At 69.4% G+C, this 1536-nt stretch carries 1 protein-coding gene; it reads right to left on the bottom strand.

Going from position 1 to position 1536, the window contains the following annotated elements:
* On the bottom strand, nt 1-1536 hold a 1536-nt coding region (locus ACIO3O_RS42715; RefSeq protein ID WP_401756449.1), incomplete at both ends, for a condensation domain-containing protein.

The following is a 1536-nucleotide window of genomic DNA, read 5'->3' as shown; positions in this document are numbered from 1 at the left end:
CTTCGGATCCACCGGAACGTACGCAGCACCAGCCTTCAGCACCGCCAACATCGCCACCAACAACTCCGGCGAACGCGGCAGCACCAACGCCACCAGACCCTCAGGCCCCACACCCCGCCCCACCAAGAACCGCGCCAGACGATTCGCGCGGGCATTCAACTCCGCATACGACAGCCGAGCATCCTCAAACAGAACCGCCGTCGCCCCGGGCGTCCGCGCCACCTGCTCCTCGAACGCCACCGGCAACGACACCCACGGAACCTCCACCCGCTCACCCTGCCAACCGGACAACAGGCCTTCGTGCTCATGCGGGGACAGGATCTCCAGCTCACCCACAGGCTGGTCGGGGTCGGACACCGCGTCGGACAGCAGCCGCCGGAAGCGCTCGGCGATCTCCTCGACCGTCACCCGGTCGAACAGATCCGTGGCGAACTCGAAACCACCCTCAAGCCCCGCCGGCACACCGTCACCGTCGAACCGCTCGGTCAGCCCCAGCGACAGGTCGAACTTCGCGGCAGCGCCCTGGCTCTGCTCCGTGCTCAGCGCGAGGCCGGGGAGCCGCAGGTCGGACTGGTCCTGGTTCTGGAAGGCCAGAGCCACCTGGAAGAGGGGGTTTCGGGCCATGGAGCGGACCGGGTTGAGCACCTCGACGAGGTACTCAAAGGGCACGTCCTGGTGCGCGTAGGCGGCCAGGTCGGTCTCGCGCACCCGGTCGAGCAGCTCGCGGAAGGTGGGATCACCGGACAGGTCGGTGCGCAGCACGAGCGTGTTCACGAAGAAGCCGACCAGGTCGTCGAGCGCCTCGTCCGTACGCCCCGCCACCGGGGATCCGATGGGGATGTCCGTGCCTGCACCGAGCCGCGAGAGCAGCGCGGCGAAGGCCGCCTGCACCACCATGAACACACTCGCACCCGACTCCCGGGCCAGCCCCACGAGCCGCCTGTGCAGGTCCGCGTCGAGGGCGAACGTCAGGCTGTCGCCTTGATAGGAGGCGACGGCGGGACGCCGGCCATCTGTGGGGAGCGCCAACTGCTCCGGCAGGTGCGCCAGTTGTGTCGTCCAGTAGGTGATCTGGCGGCCGAGCAGACTGTCGGGGTCGTTCTCGTCGCCGAGCAGCTCGCGCTGCCAGAGCGCGTAATCGGCGTACTGCACCGGCAGTGGCACCCACTCCGGGGCGGAGTCCGCGATCCGCGCCTCGTAGGCAGCCGCCAGGTCCCGAGCCAGCGGGGCCATCGACCAGCCGTCGCCGACGATGTGGTGGAGCACCACCACGAAGACGTGCACGGCGTCATCCATCGCGAACAGGCGGGTGCGCAGAGGCGGTTCGGACGTCAGGTCGAAGCCGCGCGACACCTCTGCGGTCACGAGCGCCGACAGGTTCTCCTCCGACGCCTCGGTGACGTCGAGGCGGGCGGAAGCCCGGTCGGTTGCGATGACCGCCTGGTACGGGGTGCCGTCGGCGCCTTCGGGGAAGACGGTCCGCAGCGACTCGTGGCGCGTGATCACGTCACGCAGCGCGGCAGCGAGAGCACCACG

Source organism: Streptomyces sp. NPDC087440, from assembly GCF_044744005.1.
GTDB lineage: Bacteria > Actinomycetota > Actinomycetes > Streptomycetales > Streptomycetaceae > Streptomyces.
The sequence above is the reverse complement of the archived record's forward strand: the minus strand, read 5'-3'. Positions and strand labels throughout refer to the sequence as shown.